This is a genomic window from Rhodanobacter sp. A1T4 (assembly GCF_014207185.1).
Lineage (GTDB): Bacteria > Pseudomonadota > Gammaproteobacteria > Xanthomonadales > Rhodanobacteraceae > Rhodanobacter.
The window spans coordinates 59591-78490 of sequence record NZ_JACHCP010000008.1 but is presented as its reverse complement, the minus strand read 5'-3'; the positions used below and the strand labels follow the sequence as shown (position 1 = coordinate 78490).

At 59.9% G+C, this 18900-nt stretch carries 13 protein-coding genes; 10 read left to right on the top strand and 3 right to left on the bottom strand.

The window, feature by feature from the left end:
• The first annotated feature begins 79 nt into the window (after positions 1-79).
• The 3 genes from HDE80_RS16510 to HDE80_RS16500 all read left to right on the top strand — a co-directional run bounded on the left by HDE80_RS16510 (position 80) and on the right by HDE80_RS16500 (position 6800).
• Positions 80-1987, top strand: coding sequence for a glycoside hydrolase family 127 protein (locus HDE80_RS16510; protein ID WP_184672727.1), 1908 nt, complete (start codon positions 80-82; stop codon positions 1985-1987).
• A gap of 277 nt (positions 1988-2264) precedes the next feature.
• Positions 2265-5147 carry a TonB-dependent receptor gene (locus HDE80_RS16505; protein ID WP_184672725.1) on the top strand — a complete coding sequence of 961 codons (2883 nt, stop codon included), beginning with the start codon at positions 2265-2267 and terminating at the stop codon, positions 5145-5147.
• Positions 5148-5222: 75 nt separating this feature from the next.
• A complete protein-coding gene (locus HDE80_RS16500) occupies positions 5223-6800 on the top strand; it encodes a DUF5597 domain-containing protein (RefSeq protein ID WP_255483869.1) in 1578 nt (525 codons plus the stop codon).
• Between the two features lie 53 nt (positions 6801-6853).
• Here HDE80_RS16500 and HDE80_RS16495 read toward each other — a convergent pair whose 3' ends face one another.
• The 3 genes from HDE80_RS16495 to HDE80_RS16485 all read right to left on the bottom strand — a co-directional run bounded on the left by HDE80_RS16495 (position 6854) and on the right by HDE80_RS16485 (position 9942).
• The gene (locus HDE80_RS16495) at positions 6854-7876 is read right to left on the bottom strand and encodes a Gfo/Idh/MocA family oxidoreductase (RefSeq protein ID WP_184672721.1); all 1023 of its coding nucleotides are present in this window, start codon (positions 7874-7876) and stop codon (positions 6854-6856) included.
• A 154-nt stretch (positions 7877-8030) separates the two neighbouring features.
• A complete protein-coding gene (iolG, locus tag HDE80_RS16490) occupies positions 8031-9023 on the bottom strand; it encodes an inositol 2-dehydrogenase (protein ID WP_184672719.1) in 993 nt (330 codons plus the stop codon).
• Positions 9016-9942 carry a MurR/RpiR family transcriptional regulator gene (locus HDE80_RS16485; protein ID WP_255483868.1) on the bottom strand — a complete coding sequence of 309 codons (927 nt, stop codon included), beginning with the start codon at positions 9940-9942 and terminating at the stop codon, positions 9016-9018. The genes iolG and HDE80_RS16485 overlap by 8 nt, the downstream gene beginning before the upstream one ends.
• Positions 9943-10114: 172 nt before the next feature.
• On the opposite strand from HDE80_RS16485, the gene HDE80_RS16480 reads away from it, so the two are divergent.
• The 7 genes from HDE80_RS16480 (at position 10115) to iolB (ending at position 18896) form a co-directional block, all read left to right on the top strand.
• Positions 10115-11158 (top strand): sugar ABC transporter substrate-binding protein, encoded by a 1044-nt coding sequence (locus HDE80_RS16480; protein ID WP_184672717.1) that lies wholly within the window; start codon positions 10115-10117, stop codon positions 11156-11158.
• Positions 11159-11242: 84 nt separating this feature from the next.
• Positions 11243-12439 (top strand): ABC transporter permease, encoded by a 1197-nt coding sequence (locus HDE80_RS16475; RefSeq protein ID WP_221437665.1) that lies wholly within the window; start codon positions 11243-11245, stop codon positions 12437-12439.
• Positions 12440-12461: 22 nt separating this feature from the next.
• The gene (locus HDE80_RS16470) at positions 12462-13268 is read left to right on the top strand and encodes an ATP-binding cassette domain-containing protein (protein WP_221437664.1); all 807 of its coding nucleotides are present in this window, start codon (positions 12462-12464) and stop codon (positions 13266-13268) included.
• Positions 13269-13320: 52 nt separating this feature from the next.
• The gene (gene iolC / locus HDE80_RS16465) at positions 13321-15294 is read left to right on the top strand and encodes a 5-dehydro-2-deoxygluconokinase (protein ID WP_184672713.1); all 1974 of its coding nucleotides are present in this window, start codon (positions 13321-13323) and stop codon (positions 15292-15294) included.
• Positions 15291-17198 carry a 3D-(3,5/4)-trihydroxycyclohexane-1,2-dione acylhydrolase (decyclizing) gene (gene iolD / locus HDE80_RS16460; protein WP_184672711.1) on the top strand — a complete coding sequence of 636 codons (1908 nt, stop codon included), beginning with the start codon at positions 15291-15293 and terminating at the stop codon, positions 17196-17198. The genes iolC and iolD overlap by 4 nt, the downstream gene beginning before the upstream one ends.
• Positions 17191-18102: a myo-inosose-2 dehydratase gene (iolE, locus tag HDE80_RS16455; protein ID WP_184672709.1), complete on the top strand. Its 912-nt coding sequence runs from the start codon at positions 17191-17193 to the stop codon at positions 18100-18102. Before iolD ends, iolE begins: the two co-directional genes overlap by 8 nt.
• On the top strand, positions 18099-18896 hold the full coding sequence (iolB, locus tag HDE80_RS16450; RefSeq protein WP_184672708.1) for a 5-deoxy-glucuronate isomerase: 798 nt from the start codon (positions 18099-18101) through the stop codon (positions 18894-18896). The genes iolE and iolB overlap by 4 nt, the downstream gene beginning before the upstream one ends.
• Positions 18897-18900 lie beyond the last annotated feature (4 nt).

Sequence of the window (18900 nt, the reverse complement as noted above, 5' to 3'; positions counted from 1 at the left end):
ATGGCGCAGCGCAGATTCGGGGAGTGGCATGCACGACAACATCGACCAACGCAGGAGGTTTATCAAAGGCGCCGCAGCCATGCTTGCCTCTGCTGTGGTCGTACCCGCGACGCGCGCCTTCACTCCCGATGTAGCCGACCCCAACACCACCGTCGCAGCGACAGCAGTAGCATCACGCGAAAAGCCCGTGCAAAGCATGTACGACTTTCCGTTGAACCAGGTGCAGCTACTTGACGGGGATTTCGCCACCGCAGCAGCAGTCAATTTGCACTATCTGCACAGTCTGCCCGTCGACAGGCTCGCCCGAAGCTTTCAGCTACAAGCCGGACGGCCCTCCAGTGCGATAGCGCTGGGCGGCTGGGAAAAACCCGATTGTGAATTGCGCGGCCACTTCAGCGGCGGCCACTATCTGTCCGCGGTAGCGCTCGCCTACGCCAGCCAGGGCGATAAAGTACTCAAGGCGCGGGGCGACGAGCTGGTTTCGCTGCTGGCAGCGTGCCAACAGCCCAACGGTTATTTGAGCGCCTTCCCGGAAAGCTTTTTCGATCGCCTCAGCAGCGGCCAGAAAGTCTGGGCACCGTTCTACACCATTCACAAGATTCAGGCCGGCATGCTCGATATGTACCGGCACGCCGGCAATCAGCAGGCGCTGGCCGTGGCCACCGGCATCGGAAATTGGACAGTGCGCTGGCTCAACGGCTTCTCCGATGCCGAACTCGCGCACATCCTGAAAACCGAGTACGGCGGCATGAACGACTCGATGTATGAGTTGTATGCGATTACCGGCAACGGCCGCTACATGGATGCCGCGCATCGTTTCGATCAAGCCTCGCTTTTTGATCCGCTGGCGGCACATCGCGATGAGCTACAGGGCCTGCACAGCAACACCCAGATTCCCAAGATCATCGGCGCCGCGCGCCGCTACGAATTGACCGGCGACCCACGCTATCGACGCATAGTGGAATTCTTTTGGGAGACGGTAACCACCCAGCGCCGCTATGCCACCGGTGGCTCCAGCAACGATGAGTTCTGGAAAACCGGCCCCGGTGATCTGAAAGGCCAGCTTGGCCTCTACGCCGCCGAGTGCTGTGTGGCCTACAACCTGCTCAAACTCACTCGTCACGTCTACGCCTGGAACGGTGACCCGCGCGCCTTCGACTACTACGAGCGCACGCTCTACAACGCGCGCCTTGGCACACAAGATGCCGATGGCATGAAGCTTTACTACTACCCGTTGCAGCCCGGCGCCAACAAGTTCTACAACTCGCCCACCGATTCCTTTTGGTGTTGCACCGGTTCCGGTGCCGAAGAGTTTGCCCGCTTCAATGACAGCATCTATTTTCACGAGGGGCAGGATCTTTACGTCAACCTGTTCATCGCCTCCGAATTGAGCTGGCCGCAGGAGCAGCTGACGCTGCGCCAGGAAACGATATTTCCGCGCGAGCCATTGACGCGCTTTACGCTGGGCCTGACAGCGCCGACACATCGCGCGATCCATTTGCGTATCCCCGAATGGATCGGGCCGGATGCCGCCGTGCGCGTGAACGGCGAAACGCTTGGCGTGTTCGCCTCAGCGGGAAGCTATCTGACTTTGCGCCGCGAATGGCGAAACGGCGATCGCATCGAGCTCGATTTACCGATGCAACTTCATAGCGAAGCGTTGCCCGGTGATGACGATCAGCGCGCGGTGCTTTACGGACCGCTGGTACTCGCTGCGCGACTAGGCAGTTCAGGGCTGACGCACGCAATGCAGTACTGCGGCTATGACGCTGCGCCGAATCCCGAACCGAAGGCACAGCCTGCGCCGGAGATTTTTGCCAGCGCGACGCAGGATATCAACTGGCTACGCGCGCTCTCGACGAGTGAGCTGCGTTTCGAAGCAACAACCCGTCAAGGCACTTTGACCGTTGCGCCGCTGAATGAAATTCATGCTGAGCGCTATGCGGTTTACTGGAAATTCCAGGATATATCGACCGCTGACGGCTAGCGATCGAAGAATCTTTTAGGTCGTCATAAAGACGGCTAAATGAAAATCGGCGAGGTTCTGCGCTCATGCGCAACTCATCGTCCACGTCATGACAGAGCATCGCTGGCGATCACTCGCTGCGCCTGCTCGCAAACGTGAAATCTTCATGCCCGTCGTTCCGAAATTCGGGGCGTTACGGCGGAGCATGCATGGATGCAAAACCGTGTCGCCGAATCTACCGATCCAGGCATGCGTCCCCCAAGCCAGCCACCCATTTACCCATTCAAGTGAGGACATCATGCTCAATGTATCTACCATCCTGAACGACCATCCGCCATGTCGACGCCCTTCGCTAATCACGTGTGCGGTGCGGACCGCTCTCGCTGTTGGATTGATGGGCAGCGTCGCCCTGCACGCTCAGGACACAAGTACCACGCAGGACAACAGCGATGCCGCCAAGAGCGGCACCAAGAATCTTGACGCCGTGACGGTCACCGGTTCGCTGATCCGTCGAGTGGATACCGAAACCTCCAATCCCGTCGTGACGATTGACAGCGCGCAGATCGCTGCCAGTGGCAAGCCAACCGTCGGCGATTTGATTCAGCAACTGCCGTCGATCGCCGGCAATGCCACCAACCCAGGCATCGACAATGGGGGCGGCACGGGCGCATCGACAGTGTCTTTGCGAGGCCTCGGTTCCAATCGCACGCTGATTCTGGTCAACGGTCACCGTCTGGCGTACGACGATGTCAACATCATTCCCTCATACATGATCGATCGTATCGAGGTGCTGAGCGATGGCGCCTCGTCGGTATATGGCTCCGACGCCATCGGTGGTGTGGTCAACTTCATCCTGAAGGATCACTACAAGGGCGTGCAGCTGACCAGCGACTACGGCATCAGCTCGCATGGTGATGGCAACCGGCGCAACTTCAGCGCGATGGGCGGCATCTCCGGCGACCGCTGGAACCTGCTGGTCGGCGCCAGTCAACAGAGCCAGAACAGCATTTCTTCCAGCGACCGCAGCTTTTCCAAGTATGCGCTTGCTCTGAATAACGGCAGCGTAGTTCACTTGGGTTCGTCAGCCACACCCACGGGTCTGGTCGAGAACGCCAACGGCACCTATGTGACTCTCAACAGCGGCGTAACTGGCGCCACCACACTGGCCGACTACCACACGTATACCTCGGCCGATTCGTACAACTACCAGCCTTACAACCTGGTCGAGACTCCGCAGGAGCGCACCAACCTTTCGTTGGTCGGCGACTTCAAGATCACGCCAAATGTCGATGCCTACGCCAACGTCTTCTACAACAAGACCTCGTCGTCCTCGATCATTGCGCCGGTGCCGATCTTCGCGAACTCCGACGATTTCTTTGTCTCCAAGAACAGCTACTACAATCCCTTCGGTGTCAATTTCGGTACCGACCGCAGCACTGGAGAAAGCTATAACGATCTCAACACGCGCCTGACCTCACTAGGCAATCGCGATTTCGCCAGCCAGACCTATAACCTGCAGGTAACGCCTGGTATCAAGGGCAACTTTGGCGATAGTAGCTGGCAGTGGAATGCCGATATCAACTACGCCAAGGTCAAGCAGAAGACCGAAAACGAAGGCTTTATCGATTACGCAGGTCTTGAGGAGGCGATCGGACCCTCGTTCAAGGATACCGATGGTGTAGTCAAGTGCGGCTCCGCCGGCAACGTGATTTCCGGCTGCACGCCGATCAATATTTTCAACATCAACGATCCCACGACAATTGCTGCGCTGAAGAAACTGATCGTCAATCCGGTCACCGAATACAGCTATACGATGAAGCAAGCCGAGGTCAGCGCCAACGGCGAATTGTTCAATCTTCCCGCCGGCCCGGTAAGTCTGGCCGCAGGTTTCTCGTATCGCAAGGAATCGCAGTCTGATACCACCGACACGCCGATTGCCACCGCCATCAGCGACGGCGACTACGCTGGCCTGTGCGGCGTGGTGGAAGACTGCGGCACAGTGCTCAGCGGCAGCTACAACGTCAAGGAGGCCTACGTCGAAACACTGATTCCGGTGTTGTCGCAGAAGCCGTTCTTCTATTCGCTGAACGTCGATATCGGTTCGCGCTACTCCGATTACAGCGTGTCGGGGTCGACCACCAACAGCAAGGTCGCGCTCGAGTGGCGCCCAGTCGCTGATCTCTTGCTACGCGGCACGGTTTCGCAAGTGTTCCGTGCGCCCAATATCAGCGAACTCTATTCGGGAACGTCGGGTGGTGCCTATGCCGCAACCGATATCTGCGATGGCTATACCGGTGGTCATGCCGCCGCATGCGCCAACGTTCCTACCGATGGCAGCTTCCAGCAGAACAACGCGCAGCTAGGTGTCAAGAGTTCGGGGTCGGTCGCTGCCGGCTACGATCTCAAGCCCGAGTACGGCAAGTCGTTCGACTTCGGCCTTGTCTACGATCCTCATTGGCTTCCGGGTCTGTCGTTCAGTGCCGATGTCTGGCGCATCAACCTCAACGACACCATCGTCGATGGCCTCGATCCCAGTACGATTCTCAACGAGTGCTACTACAGCGAAAAACTCTGCAGCCTGATCCATCGCGCCGGCAACGGGCAGATCACCTACATCAATCTGCCGACCGTCAACCTTGGGCAGACGGCCGCCAAGGGTATTGACTCAACGATCCAGTACAGCTTCGCCACCGATACTTATGGCAAGTTTGCGGTCAGCCTCAACAGCACCTACACGGCGCGCTACGACGTCGATACCGCGCCGGGCGATTCCAGTGTGGCAGTCACTCACTGCGCCGGTTCGTATTGCTCGGTGTACGGCGAGTTCCCTCGCTGGCGCGGCCTGGGTACGCTCAACTGGAAACTCGGCAACTGGGGCGCCAGCTGGACGATGCGTTATATCGGCCGTACCCGGGTAGGCAGCGACGATCTCTCCGAGGGCTATTCCGCCGACGAAAGCATTCCGGGTGTCGAACACAAGATCGGTGCCTATACGTACAACAACGTTTCGGCGAGCTACGACTTCACCAAGTATCACACCACCCTGTCGGCGGGCATCGACAATCTTGCCAACAAGACGCCACCGCTGTTCTATCAATGGGGCAGCAACTCCAATACGGATGCCTATACCTACGACCAGATCGGCCGTTACTACTGGGTGCGTGCCACAGTTACGTTCTAAAGTTACGTTTTAACTCTGCACCAGATGGCCGGTGCAAGCGCCGGCCATCGAGGACTATTGATGGTTTTTGCTCCCATGTTTCGAGTACGACTATGGGCAGGGTGCCTTAGCATCCTGCTTGCGTCACAGGCTTGGGCCACAGAACAACCCAGGCTGGTGCAACAGCAGGGGCGCTTCGCGCTTTTTGTCGATGGCGCACCCTATACCGTCATGGCCGCCCAACTGCACAACTCCAGCGCATGGCCCGAGATACTTCCAAGCATCTGGCCCAGCGTGGAAGCGCTGCATGCAAATACTTTGGAAGCACCCGTTTACTGGGAGCAGTTCGAACCCCAATCCGGGCATTTCGATACCACCAATATCGATGCCTTGATCGATCAGTCGCGCCAACATGGCGTGCGTCTGATCTTGCTCTGGTTTGGCAGCTGGAAAAACGGGCAGATGCATTACGTGCCCACCTGGATCAAGAACGACCCAGTCCATTACCCGCGTGCGCAGGACGAACACGGTGAACCCGTGGAGGATCTCTCGCCTTATGCCGACGCCAACTTGCAGGCAGATAAAACCGCATTCGCGGCATTGATGCATCATCTCAAGCAGAAAGATGGCCAGCAGCACACGGTCATCCTGGTCCAGGTAGAAAACGAGCCTGGCATGATCGGCAGCATTCGCGATCACGGTGCAGCCGCCAATGCGCTGTTCAATGACAAGTTGCCGGCACAGCTCGCAGCGAGCCTGCACAAGCCAACCGGCACGTGGAGTGACGTCTTCAGCGCCGATGCCGATGAGATGTTCAACGCCTATGGCGTAGCGCGCTATATCGATCAAGTGGCCGCCGCTGGCAAGGCGGAATATCCGCTGCCGATGTATGTGAATGCATGGCTGCGCTACAAGGGCAAACACCTGCCTGGCTACGATTATCCCAGCGGCGGCGCGACCTGGAACGTGCTGGATCTGTGGAAGGCCAGCGCGTCGCATATCGACTTTGTCGGCACGGATCTCTACAGCACCGATTACAACGAATTCACCAAGGTGGTCGATCAATACGCGCGATCCGACAACCCCGTGTGGATTTCAGAAACAGGTTACGAGGCGGGCAACGCGCCGTATTTCTTTCACGTGCTCGCCAAAGGTGGCATCGGCTTTTCGATCTTTGGCGTCGACAACGATGAGGACACGTCGAAACGGCAGGCCGCAACCGCCGCCCATGCTCGCAACTTCCAACTGGTCGGGGCGATGCAACGGCAGGTGGCGCAGGCGGCCTTTGTCGGCCAGCTCTTTGCAGCGGTAGAACAGCCCGGCCAACCGCAAAAGACGTTGGATCTCGGCCGCTGGCAGGCCAGGGTTTCTTTTGGCGCTCCTATGTGGGGAGACGCGCCTGCCGAGCTTCCCGGCAATCCCTCCGCCGATGGCCACCTGCTGATCATTCGACAAAGTGCCACCGAGTTTCTGGTGGCCGGCATCAATGCGCGTGTGGAGTTCGAGCGGCATGACGACGATCATCGTCACGGTCAACTGCTTCGGGTCGAGCAAGGCAGCTTCGTCAACGGCCAATGGCAGGTAAAGCGCCTCTGGAACGGTGACGAAACCGACTACGGACTCAATTTCGGCACACAGCCCACGATGCTTCGGGTGACCGTGGGAAGTTACTGAAAAAGCCTCTCGCCTTACTGTTGAGCGTCGCGAGATGATCAACAGCTTTGCTGTTACAACGCTACGGGCTGATGCGTCTGCATCGATTGCCGCAAGGCGATAGCGATTCGGGTCGCCTCGGCCGCGTCTTCCAGGGTGAGATCGAACGGTGTGCTGTCCAGTACCGCATCAACGAAATGCAGGCACTGCGCGTGGAAGGCATCACCGAAGCGCTCGAAGAAGCTGGGCGTGGATAACGAACGCACTCCACGCGCATCGGCGATTTCGACACGATCCATACGCGGGTTGCGGCCAATGCTGAGCTTGCCGGCAGTACCGGTGATATCGGTATGCGTATCGTGTCCGTGGGCCTGCGTGCGCGAGGCGTGGAACATTGCCATGCAGCCGTTTTCAAATTCGCAGATCGCCACACCGTTGTCGATGTCACCCAGCGCCTTCAGCTCGTCGTATACGGCAACCGTACCGCTGGCATACGCACGAATGGCTTTAGGACGGCCCAATAGCCAGCGCGCCAGATCGACGTCGTGCACGCTGCAGTCCAGGAACAGGCCGCCGCTGGTCGGTGCGAATTTGACGAAAGCGCCGCTGGGATCGAGCAGGTCGGCAGTCTGCGAATACACCATAAAGGGTTTGCCGATGACACCTGCCTCGATCTGTGCCTTGGCATCGCGATAGCTCGCATCGAAATGCCGGACGAAGCCGACCATCGCACGCAGCTGCGGATAACGCGCCGCGTGTGCCACCGTGCGCTGGCAGGCTTCCAGCTCGAGCGACAGCGGCTTCTCGCAGAACACGTGCTTGCCGGCATCGAGCGCCTGCTCGATCTGATTGGCATGCAGTGATGTTGGTGTCACCAGAAACACGGCATCCAACGCGGGATCGGCAAGCATCTGGGCGTAATCGCTGTAGCTGCTTTCCACGCCCAGCGTGTCACGTGCCCAGTTGATTTCTTCTTCCAGCGGGCTGCATACCGCAGCCAACCTTGCACGCGGGACATTGCGCGCCAGGTTTTCCGCGTAGCGCCGACCCAGCCGTCCTAGCCCAGCCAGGCCAATGGTAAGAATTTTCTGATTCATGCGGGAACTCGATGAGATATGTCGATGAAGAGCAGGCAAGCGCGCCCGCGATTTTTGATCGTCATGCAAAGGCACCCGTCGTGGGAACGCTCGATGCGCGACCGCGAGGAATCACCTTCCGGGATTCCTCACTTCCTGATGCCCGCTCACACGCTTATATGGAGCAGTCCAGCACCTTGCCTTCCTTCCATGACCGCGTCGCCAGCTCGGCCAGTTCCAGCGACTTGATGCCGTCGGCAATCGTGGTGCGCACCGGTGTGCCATTGCTCAGGGCATCGAAGAAATGCGCGATTTCCAGCGCATATGCATCGCGGTAGCGCTCGAGAAAAAAGTGCTCCGGCTTGTCGGTGCTGATCGACTGCTCACCCCATGCCACCACCTGGGTCGGACGCACGTTGCCGGCCTGCAGCAAGCCCTTGCTGCCCAGTACTTCGAAGCGCTGGTCGTAGCCGTAGGCGGCCCGGCGTGACGTGTTGATCTGGCACAGACCGCCGCTTCTGGTGCGGATGGTGACGGTGGCCTGCGTGATATCGCCGGCCGCAGCTACTTCGGGAAAGCCCAAGCTTCCACCAGTGGCATACACGCTTACCGCCTCACCACCGAGAATCCAGCGGAAGATGTCGAAGTCATGGATCAACATGTCCTTGAACACGCCACCGGAGCGCTCGATGTAGGACACCGGCGGTGGCGCCGGATCGCGGCTGGTGATCACCAACATCTCGGCATCGCCGATCTCGCCAGCTTCCAGGCGCGCTTTCAGCGCAGCAAACGTCGGATCGAAGCGGCGCTGGAAACCGACCATGCAGACTACGCCGGCTTTCTTTACCGCAGTTTCGCACTCGCGCGCGCGCTGCACGTCGAGATCGACCGGCTTCTCGCAGAAGATCGCCTTGCCTGCGGCCGCAGAGCGCAGGATCAGGTCGGCATGCGTGTCGGTGCTGGAACCGATCACCACGGCGCCGATGGCTGGATCATTCAACGCCTCTTCCACCGACACCACCTTGGCGCCCAGTTCGGCGGCCAGCGCGTCGGCCGATGGCGCATGCGTGTCGACCACGTATTTCAGTTTTGCCTGCGGGTGACGCTTCACGTTGGCGGCATGGATCTTGCCGATACGGCCGGCACCAAAAACGGCTACTTCAATCATCGTATTCTCCAGGGGGTGTGGTTTCTTCAACAGTCAATTCGAGCTTGTAAGCCAGCGCGACAAACAGCGCCTGGCACAGGCAAATGGTGCTGGTTAGCGCGCGAAAGGCGAAGGCACTACCCTCGCGAACTTTGAGCAATACGCTAGCGTGGCGGGCCAGTGGCCCCATACCGCTTTCGGTAATCGCCAACACCTTCGCCTTGTGCTGGCTGGCTATGCGCGCGCAGTAGAGCGTTTCTTTTCCATAGGGAGGAAAGCTGATAGCGATCAGCACATCGTTCTTGCCAATGCTGCGCATCTGCTCGCGATACATGCCACCCAGACCGTTCACCAGCAACACCCGCTTGTGCGTGTGCTGCAAGGCATAAGCGATATAGCTGGCGATGGAAAAAGCACGGCGCACGGCAACCACGTAAATGGTGTCGGCCTTGACCAGCAGATCCACCGCGTCCTCGAAGCTTTTCGCGTCGAACTCGCCGGCCAGATCGTCGAGCCCTGCCCGGCTGGCATCGATGAAACGCAGTGCCATCTGCGCCGGCTCCATCTGTTCGGGCCCATCCTCGATCACCCGGCGAATGCGCTGCTGGTAGCTGCGTGCCGGTGCGACTTGCGCCGTGTGTTCGCTGCGGAACACGGCCTGCATCTCGCTGTAACCGGAAAAATCGAAGCGCTGCGCGAAACGCACCACCGCCGACGCATGCACACCGGCCCCTTCGGCGACCTCGTTGACGCGCTGAAGCATGATGTTGGCGCGCTGTTCCTCGACATAACGCGCCACGTTCTGCTGCTGCCGCGGCAAAGCATCGAACTGCTCGGCAATTCGTTGCATCAGCTGTTCGACACCGCTGCTCTTGGTCATGCGTTCGGGTCCATTCGTTACGGTGGCGTTGGTCACTGCAAATGTGACGGAGAGGCGCATGTTATGCATCGAATGGAATATTTATTCCAGTTTTTTTTATTGTGCAATGCAAATTGCAAATTGCAAAAAGTGGGTCCATCCTCGTCCCAGCTTCGAAACGCCCAGCCTGTCAACAGGCATGGCCCGATCTGAACCGAGCCGGCAAACCCGGCCCAAGCGACTGGAGAGTGGCATGCAACTTCGGAAAATTTCCCTCTGCCTGGCAACCCTGCTGGCCGGTATGACCTTGACGCCAACACTGCTGGCCGCCGACGGTCCACACGCAAATGAACGCTATGTCATGGTCAGCCACGGCGCCGATTCCGATTCCTGGTGGAACACCATCAAGAACTCGGTGAAACAGGCTGGTGAAGACTTTGGTGTACAGGTCGATTACCGCAATCCGCCCAACGGCGACCTGGCCGATATGGCGCGTCTGCTGGAACAGGCGGCCGCGCGCAATTACGACGGCGTCGCGTATGACATCGCCGACTATGACGTGCTGTCCAAGCCCGCTGCAAAAATCACTGCCAAGGGCATCCCGACAGTTACCTTCAACTCCGGCACGATCGAAGAAAGCAAAAAGCTCGGTGCGATCATGCATATCGGTCAGCCGGAATACGCGGCAGGCAAAGCCGCCGGCGATCGCGCCAAGGCGCTGGGCATCAAGTCCTTCGTCTGCGTGAACCACTACGCCACCAACCAGGCCTCGTTCCAGCGCTGCAAGGGCTTTGCCGACGCCATCGGTGCCGACTTCAAGAGCTCGATGATCGACAGCGGCATGGACCCCACCGTGGTCAATAGCAAGGTCACCGCCTACCTGCGCAACCATCCGAAGACCCAGGCCATTCTTGCATTGGGCCCGAACGCTGCCGAGCCAACCGTGCAGGCGCTGAAGCAGATGCATCTGAACGGCAAAATCTATTTTGGCACGTTCGATCTGTCGCCCGGCATCATCAACGCGATCAAGGATGGCACGATCAATTTCGCCATCGATCAGCAGCCGTACCTGCAGGGCTATATGTCGATCGCCGCCGTGGTGATCGCGCATGAAGACAAGACGACGGACAAAGACAAGATCATCGCCACGCTGAAGGCCAATCCGAAGTTCCAGATGCGCCTGAAGGAATATGGCCTGGTGCCGGTCTACAACGCCGACGGCGTCAGTTCAGGCCCGGCCTTTGTCACCAAGGACAACGTGGCCACGGTCGAGAAATACGCCGGCCAGTACCGCTAAAGCGCGTTGACCGACTGATCGTCTTGCAGCGATCGGTCGGTCAACGGCCAACACACCATCCCTCGCGCAAGCGCCGGAGATTTCATGAGTACCACGACTTCCGATATGGCCATGACCCTCGCCAAAACCCTTCCGTCGAACGCCACGTTGAAGCAGCCGAACACCACCCCACCCGGCGCAAACCCCGCTACGCCGAGTGATGAGCGCGTGCGGCGCATCTCACCATGGCGTGCACTGCTGAATCGTCCCGAGCTAGGATCGATCGCAGCCACCATTCTCGTCTTCGTGTTCTTCGGTGTGTTCGCCGGCGACTCGGGCATGTTCAACCTCGACGGCATCATGAACTGGTCGCAGGTGGCTGCTTACCTGGGCATCATCGCTGTCGGTGCCTGCCTGCTGATGATTGCCGGCGAGTTCGATCTGTCGCTGGGCTCGATGATCGGCTTTGCCGGCATGATGCTGGCCGTGCCATCGATGTTTTTCGGCTGGCCCATGTGGCTGGCCGTGCTCTTTGCCTTCGGTGGATGCATGGCGCTGGGCTGGTTGAACGGCTACCTGGTGATGCGTACCAAGCTGCCCAGCTTTATTGTCACGCTCGCCTTCATGTTTATTTTGCGCGGACTCACCATCGTGCTGTCGACCCAGTTTGCCGGCAGCACCATTGTCAGCGGCGTAGGCGACAAGATCGCGCAGGACCCGGTGACCCATGCGCTGTTTCAGGGCACCACGCTGCAGGGGCTGTTTGCCTGGCTGGCACAGGTTGGTGTGATCGACAAACTGCCTAGCGGGGAACCCGTCGTCGCGGGCCTACCCAAGGTGCTGCTCTGGTGGGCGCTGGTGGCCTGCTCCGCTGGCTTCATATTGTCCAAGACACGTTTCGGCAACTGGATCTTCACCGTCGGTGGTGATGCCAACGCGGCCAAGAATGTCGGCGTGCCGGTGCGTCGGGTCAAGATCAGCCTGTTCGTGTTCACCGCCTTCTGCGCCTGTCTGTTTGCGGTACTGCAGGTTTCCGATGTCGGTTCCGCTGCGTCGGATCGAGGCCTGCAGAAAGAGTTCGAGGCAATCATCGCCGCAGTCATCGGCGGTGCCCTGCTTACCGGCGGCTACGGTTCGATTCTCGGCGCCTGCTTCGGCGCATTGATCTTCGGCGTGGTGCAGATCGGCATCTCCTATACCAACGTCAACTCTGATTGGTACCGCGTGGTGCTCGGCGCGATGCTGTTGCTCGCGGTGCTGTTCAACCATTACATCCGTTCGCGCGCAACGACCGGCAAGTGAGGATCGACTGATGGACACTCAAGTGAAAACTCCCAGCGGTAGCGACGACTACATCCTGCAGATGGAAGGCGTCAGCAAATTCTTCGGCACGGTGATCTCGCTCAAGAACGTGACGCTGCGTTTGCGTCGTGGCGAAGTGCATTGCCTGCTCGGCGACAACGGTGCAGGCAAGTCGACGCTGATCAAGACGCTGGCCGGGGTACATAAACCCAGCGAAGGCCGCTATCTGGTCGAAGGCAACGAGGTCAGTTTCAAGTCGCCGCGTGAGGCGCTGGATTGCGGCATCGCCACGGTGTACCAGGATCTGGCGCTGGTGCCGCTGATGAGCGTGGCTCGCAATTTTTTTGCCGGTCGCGAACCGACCAAGAAGTTGTTCGGCATGATCCCTGTGCTCGACATGCAACTCGCCGCCAGTACCGCCGTCGACAAGCTGGCCGAGATGGGCATCCACGTGCGCTCGCCGCATCAGCCGGTGGGCACGATGTCAGGCGGCGAACGGCAATGTCTGGCGATCGCGCGGGCGATCCATTTTGGCGCGAAAGTCTTGATTCTCGATGAGCCGACCGCAGCGCTGGGTGTCAAGCAGAGTTGCAACGTGCTCAAGCTGGTGCACAAGGCGCGCGAGCGAGGCATCTCGGTGATCTTCATCACCCATAACGTGCATCACGCATACCCGATCGGTGACAGCTTCACCCTGCTCAATCGCGGACAGTCGATGGGCACCTTCGCCAAGAGCGACATCAGCAAGGAGGAAGTGCTCGACATGATGGCAGGCGGCACCGAGATCCAGAGCCTGGTCGACGAGCTTGAGGGCCGTCAGGCCGCCTGAGTAGTTCAAGTAGCACTGCCCTTCCCCCATTGCCACGTCGAGTTTTTGCACCATGACTGAACACCGCTACGATTTGATTTGCCTGGGTCGACTCGCTGTCGATCTCTATGCCCAACAGCACGGCGCGCGTCTGGAGGATGCCTCCAGCTTTGCCAAATATCTTGGCGGCTCTTCCGGCAACGCCGCCTTCGGTGCGGCGCGACTCGGGCTTCGCTCGGCGATGCTGACGCGCGTGGGCAATGACCACATGGGGCGGTTTCTCACCGAGACCTTGAGCAAGGAAGGCTGCGACGTCAGCCATGTTGTGGTCGACCCGGCCCGACTGACCGGTATGGTGCTGCTCGGTATCAAGGACCGCGAAACCTTCCCGTTGATTTTCTATCGCGAAAACTGCGCCGACATGGCGTTGTCGGTAGACGATATCGACGACAGCTTCATTGCCTCAAGCAAGGCACTGGCAATTACCGGCACGCACCTGTCCACACCCGGCACGCTGGCTGCCAGCCGCAAGGCGCTGAGCTTCGCACGCAAGCACGGCGTGCGTACCGTGCTGGATATCGACTATCGCCCGGTGTTATGGGGGCTGACCAGTCGCGGCGATGGCGAAACCCGTTTCATTGCCGATGACGGCGTCACCGCGCACCTGCAGGGTGAACTCAGTCAGTTCGACCTGATCGTCGGTACCGAAGAAGAATTCCACATCGCCGGCGGCAGTAAGGATTTGATTACGGCATTGAAAGCTGTGCGAGCAGTGAGCAATGCCACGCTGGTGGTGAAACGCGGTTCGCAGGGTTGCAGCGTGATCGAGGCGGCCATTCCTGTAGCTATTGACGACGCGCCGACTTACAGCGGTGCGCAGGTCGACGTACTCAACGTACTCGGAGCCGGGGATGCCTTTATCGCCGGTTTTCTTTCGGGCTGGTTGCGCGATGAGTCGATCGAACGCTGCTGCGCCTATGCCAATGCCTGCGGTGCGATCGTGGTGTCTCGTCACGGTTGCGCGCCAGCGATGCCGAGCCGAGCTGAACTCGACTATTTTCTAGCTCACGCCGAACGCCTGCAGCAGCCGGATCGCGATGAACAACTCGCCCACCTGCATCGCGTCAGCGTGGCACGACCGCACTGGGACGATTTGCACATTTTTGCGTTCGATCACCGCAGCCAGCTGTTTGAGCTGGCGAACGAGTCGAGCACCGACGAGTCACGCATCCCCAAACTGAAACAGTTGTTGGTGCAGGCTGTGGCGCGCACCGAGAAAAGTCTGGAACTGACCCAGCGCATCGGTTTGCTGTGCGACGGCCGCTATGGCCAGGATGCACTCAATGACGCCACCGGCCGCGGCTGGTGGATTGGCCGCCCGGTTGAACTGCCTGGTTCGCTGCCGCTTGAATTCGAGGCTGGCCGCGCGCTGGGCAGTGAACTGATCCAGTGGCCGGTCGAACAGGTGGTCAAGTGCCTGGTGCCGTTCGATCCCGATGGCACGCCGGAACAGCGGTTGGAGCAGGAAACCCAGCTGCACGCGCTTTATGCGGCCACCCGCGCCAGCGGCCATGAACTGCTGCTGGAAGTGATTCCGCCAGCCAATCCCGCTGTGCAGGTGAGCCAGGGTGAGCGTGTGCTGCGTTCGCTCAAGCGCATCTACAACCTTGGTATCCGCCCCGAGTGGTGGAAGCTGGCGCCACTGCCGGCGCAGGACTGGGCGGCGCTCGATGCGCTGATCGCCGAACGCGATCCACACTGCCGCGGCGTATTGCTGCTTGGCCTCAACGCGCCGTTTGCCGAACTTGCCGCCGGCTTTGCCGCCGCCGCACACAGCCACAGTTGCCGTGGCTTTGCTGTGGGCCGCAGCATTTTTGTGGAGCCGGCACGTGCCTGGCTGCGCGGTGACATTGATGATGCTGCGCTGATCGAACGGGCAAGCAACAACTTTGCCGAACTGGCAGCGTTGTGGCGACAGTCTCGGGGAGAACGTGCGATATCCACATCTTCGGTTGAAAAGGCACATGGGGTGGAGGCCACCGCATGAGTGACACCGTTCGACTGACCATGGCGCAGGCGCTCGTACGCTATCTCGCCGCGCAACAGGTACGCGATGACGATGGCCAGATCGTATCGTTGTTCGGCGGTGTGTTCGCGATCTTTGGCCACGGTAACGTCGCTGGGCTTGGCGAGGCACTCCATCAGCAGCGCGAGGTCCTGCCAACTTATCGCGCGCACAACGAACAAGGCATGGCCAATGCCGCCATCGCCTTTGCCAAGGCGCACATGCGCCGCCGCATGATGGCGGTCACCAGCTCGATCGGACCGGGCGCCACCAATCTGGTGACGTCGGCCGCGTTGGCTCACGTCAATCGGCTCCCTGTTTTATTGCTGCCCGGCGACATCTTTGTGTCGCGCGCACCCGACCCGGTTCTGCAGCAGCTGGAAGATTTCTCCGATGGCACGGTCAGCGTCAACGACTGCCTGCGTCCGGTATCGCGCTATTTCGATCGCATCGTGAAGCCCGAGCAACTGCTCACCGCGTTGCCGCGTGCCCTGCGCGTACTGACCGATCCAGCTCTGTGCGGTCCGGTGACGCTGGCGCTGCCGCAGGACGTGCAGACCGAAGCCTACGACTGGCCGGAAAGTTTTTTCGCACCGCGCATCCATGCATTCCGCGCGTTGCCCGCAACACCTGACGAAATTGCCGCTGCGACAGCTGCCCTCCGTGCAGCCAAGCGTCCCGTGCTCATCGCCGGCGGAGGTGTGCTCTATAGCAAGGCCAGCGCGTCATTGCTGAGCTTCGCCGAAAGCCACGGCGTCCCGGTCGCCGAGACGCAGGCGGGCAAGGGCGCGCTGGCCTGGGATCATCCGCTGCAGTTGGGGCCGGCCGGCGTATGCGGCTCCACCGCAGCCAATGCTTTACTGGCCAATGCCGATGTCGTGCTCGCCGTAGGCACGCGGCTGCAGGATTTCACTACCGGCTCCAACGCGCTGTTTGCTGGTGCCCACATCATCACGCTCAACGTCAACGGCTACGACACGCTCAAGGGCGGTGGGTTGGAAATCCTTGCCGATGCGCGGCTTGGCCTGGACGCGCTTTCCAGCGCATTGAACGGCTGGCGTACCGACAGCCAGTGGAACGGTAACGCCAAGCATGAAGCCGACGGCTGGCGCGATATCGTCTGCACCATCACCGAACAGCGCGAGTTGCCGGATGGCACTCTCCCCTACGACGGTGAAATCATCGGTGCCGTGCAGCGCTCACATCCGCAGTCGATGCAGAACGACATCGTGGTCTGCGCGGCGGGCACGCTGCCCGCGGAGCTTGAAAAACTCTGGCGCACGACAACTCCCGGCGGCTATCACATGGAGTACGGCTACTCCTGCATGGGCTATGAGATTGCCGGCGGTCTGGGCGTAAAGATGGCCAAACCCGACCACGAGGTCATCGTGATGCTGGGCGATGGCAGCTACCTGATGCTGAATGCCGAAATCGCCACCTCGGTGATGCTTGGCATGAAGCTGATCGTCGTGGTGCTCGACAATCGTGGCTACGGCTGCATCAATCGTTTGCAGCAGGCCTGTGGCGGAGCACCGTTCAACAATATGTGGGACGACTGCCTGCAAGGCGAAGAAGGTGCACCTGCCATCGACTTTGCCGCTCACGCGCGCGCGATGGGTGCCGAGGCCGAGCACGTCGGCAGCATCGCCGAACTTGAGCAGGCATTGACGCGAGCCCGTGCGGCCAAGCGGACTTATCTGATCTCGATCAATACCGATCACCGCCGCACCACCGAACAGGGTGGCACTTGGTGGGAAGTGGCGGTACCTGAAATATCCACGCGCACGGTGGTGCTTGACGCGCGCCGCAATTACGAACTAGCCAAACAACAGCAGCGGCCCCATGCCGTGCAAGAAAAAACAACGCAGGTGAAATCCGATGTCTGAGATTCTGGAAGTAAAGATCGGCATCAATCCGATCAGCTGGAGCAACGACGACCTGCCCTCGCTGGGCGGTGAAATACCCTTGTCGACTGCGTTGAGCGAAGGCCGCGAGATCGGCTACCAGGGCTTCGAACTGGGCAACAAGTTTCCCAAGGACCCCGCTGCGCTGCGCGAGCTGATGGCCGGCTATCAGTTGGACGTGGTCTCCGGCTGGTACTCCGGCCGTCTGGCCACGCAATCGGTGGAGGAAGAAATCGCAGCCGTGGAATCGCATCTCAACCTGCTCGCTGAGAATGGCTGCAAGGTGATGGTCTACGGCGAGGTCGCCAACGCGATCCAGGGCGAGCGCAAGGTGCCGCTATACAAGCGTCCGCATTTTGACGATGACGCGTTCAAGCGCTACGGCGAGCGACTCACCGCGTTCGGCAAACACTTGCTGACGCGCGGTGTACGACTGGGCTATCACCATCACATGGGCGCCTATGTTGAATCACCGGACGATATCGATCGTGTGATGGCTTACACCGGCGAGGACGTTGGCCTGCTGTTCGATTCCGGCCATGCGTATTTCGGCGGTGGTGATCCATTGACCATTCTGGGCAAGCACATCGGCCGCGTATGCCACGTTCACTGCAAGGACGTGCGCCCGGCGATCATCCGTCATGCGCGCAATCGTCAGTGGAGCTTTCTGGACTCCGTGTTGAACGGCGTATTCACCGTACCGGGTGATGGCGCCATCGATTTCGCCGGCATCATCGAACTGCTGCGCAAAAATCATTACAAGGGTTGGCTGATCGTCGAGGCCGAGCAAGACCCTGCCGTCGCCCCAAGCTACGCCTACGCCAGTCTGGGTTATCGCACGCTGCGCGGACTGGTTGACGGCATCCGCACGAAGGAGGCCGCATGAGCCTGCTGGTAAAATCGACGCCTAACGGTCGCGCTATCGTCAAGGTCACACCGGAATCGGCTGGATGGAAGCACGTCGGCTTCGAAGGCGTCCGACTCGCTGCAGGCGAATCGCTGAATCTCGATTTGCCATCCGACCGCGAAGGCTGCCTGGTCGTGCTTACTGGCAGCATCGACGTTTCCGTAGGTGAAGAGAACTGGACGAATCTGGGCGGCCGCACCAGCGTATTCGAGGATCGCTCGACCGATGCGGTCTACGCGCCGCCCGGTTCGACGTTTGTGATTCATGCGCACGACGCGGCCGAGCTTGCCCTTGCGAGCGCACCGGCAACGGGAAAACATCCAGCACGATTGATCCCTGCGGCAAGCATGAAACGCATGGTGCGCGGCCAGGGCAGCAACACCCGTTACGTATGCGACGTGCTGCCCGAAACCGAAGCAGCCGAATCATTGCTCGTGGTCGAGGTAGTCACTCCGGCCGCCAACTCATCCAGCTATCCACCGCACAAGCACGATACCGATAACCTGCCGGTGGAAAGCTCGCTGGAGGAAACCTATTACCACCGGATCGATCCGCCGCAAGGTTTTGCCTTTCAGCGCGTCTATACCGATGAACGCGATCTCGATGAATCGATGGCCGTAGGCGATCACGACGTGGTGATGGTGCCACGCGGCTACCACCCGGTGGTGATGCCGCACGGTTACCGCGGCTATTACCTCAACGTAATGGCTGGCCCGCATCGCGAGTGGCATTTCAAGAATGATCCGGCGCACGACTGGCTGATGCCGCGCTGATTGT

Coding starts and splice junctions, on each gene's coding strand:
- HDE80_RS16510 (WP_184672727.1), top strand. CDS start 80: ATGCTTGCCTCTGCTGTGGTCGTACCCGCGACGCGCGCCTTCACTCCC.
- HDE80_RS16505 (WP_184672725.1), top strand. CDS start 2,265: ATGCTCAATGTATCTACCATCCTGAACGACCATCCGCCATGTCGACGC.
- HDE80_RS16500 (WP_255483869.1), top strand. CDS start 5,223: ATGTTTCGAGTACGACTATGGGCAGGGTGCCTTAGCATCCTGCTTGCG.
- HDE80_RS16495 (WP_184672721.1), bottom strand. CDS start 7,876: ATGAATCAGAAAATTCTTACCATTGGCCTGGCTGGGCTAGGACGGCTG.
- iolG (WP_184672719.1), bottom strand. CDS start 9,023: ATGATTGAAGTAGCCGTTTTTGGTGCCGGCCGTATCGGCAAGATCCAT.
- HDE80_RS16485 (WP_255483868.1), bottom strand. CDS start 9,942: ATGCGCCTCTCCGTCACATTTGCAGTGACCAACGCCACCGTAACGAAT.
- HDE80_RS16480 (WP_184672717.1), top strand. CDS start 10,115: ATGCAACTTCGGAAAATTTCCCTCTGCCTGGCAACCCTGCTGGCCGGT.
- HDE80_RS16475 (WP_221437665.1), top strand. CDS start 11,243: ATGAGTACCACGACTTCCGATATGGCCATGACCCTCGCCAAAACCCTT.
- iolC (WP_184672713.1), top strand. CDS start 13,321: ATGACTGAACACCGCTACGATTTGATTTGCCTGGGTCGACTCGCTGTC.
- iolD (WP_184672711.1), top strand. CDS start 15,291: ATGAGTGACACCGTTCGACTGACCATGGCGCAGGCGCTCGTACGCTAT.
- iolE (WP_184672709.1), top strand. CDS start 17,191: ATGTCTGAGATTCTGGAAGTAAAGATCGGCATCAATCCGATCAGCTGG.
- iolB (WP_184672708.1), top strand. CDS start 18,099: ATGAGCCTGCTGGTAAAATCGACGCCTAACGGTCGCGCTATCGTCAAG.